The following is a 1,111-nucleotide window of genomic DNA, read 5'->3' as shown; positions in this document are numbered from 1 at the left end:
TTACACGCCTCACCAACCGGGCGCTACGCTTATCCTCCTGCGTCCCCACATCTTCATTGCGTTTGCCGGTACAGGAATTTCCACCTGTTGTCCATCGACTACGCCTTTCGGCCTCGCCTTAGGTCCCGACTTACCCTGAGTGGACGAGCCTTCCTCAGGAAACCTTGGGTTTTCGACGGGTGAGATTCTCACTCACCTCTCGCTACTCATGCCAGCATTCTCTCTTCTGTACACTCCACAATGCCTTACAGCTTTTGCTTCGATGCGTACACAATGCTCCTCTACCAATCCATAATGGATTCCACAGCTTCGGTATCGTGTTTAGCCCCGGTTATCTTCGGCGCAGAGTCACTTGACTAGTGAGCTATTACGCACTCTTTCAATGTATGGCTGCTTCTAAGCCAACATCCTAGTTGTCTCAGTAACTCCACATCCTTTTCCACTTAACACGAATTTTGGGACCTTAGCTGGTGGTCTGGGCTGTTTCCCTTTCGACTATGAAGCTCATCCCACATAGTCTGACTCCGGAGGATCATGTCGTCGGTATTCGGAGTTTGATAGGTCGCGGTAACTTGGTTAAGCCCCTTGACCATTCAGTGCTCTACCCCCGAGACATTTCCGTCCAGGCTAGCCCTAAAGCTATTTCGAGGAGAACCAGCTATCTCCGCGTTCGTTTGGCTTTTCACCCCTATCCACAGGTCATCCGATAACTTTTAAACGTTACCCGGTTCGAGCCTCCATTGCCTTTTACGGCAACTTCACTCTGCCCATGGATAGATCACGCGGTTTCGGGTCTATGACCTCTAACTCTTCGCCCTGTTCAGACTCGCTTTCGCTGCGGCTCCGGCGCTCGACGCCTTAACCTCGCTAAAAATCATAACTCGCTGGCCCGTTCTACAAAAAGTACACGATCGTGGTACGAAACCACTTTCGCTGCTTGTAAACATCCGGTTTCAGATTCTATTTCACTCCCCTCCCGGGGTTCTTTTCACCTTTCCCTCACGGTACTATGCACTATCGGTCACCAAGGAGTATTTAGCCTTAGGGGGTGGTCCCCCTATGTTCCCACCGGGTTTCACGTGCCCTGTGGTACTCGTTTAGAGTAGTTTGT

At 51.0% G+C, this 1,111-nt stretch carries 1 other annotated feature (running past both ends of the window).

Going from position 1 to position 1,111, the window contains the following annotated elements:
• Positions 1 to 1,111: a sequence feature (most likely nonfunctional fraction of RNA operon), on the bottom strand (it extends past both window edges: 1,441 nt to the left, 1,672 nt to the right).

This window comes from Aedoeadaptatus nemausensis (assembly GCF_903819165.1).
Taxonomy (GTDB): Bacteria; Bacillota; Clostridia; order Tissierellales; family Peptoniphilaceae; genus Aedoeadaptatus; species Aedoeadaptatus nemausensis.
This window is presented reverse-complemented; position numbering and strand designations above follow the sequence as displayed.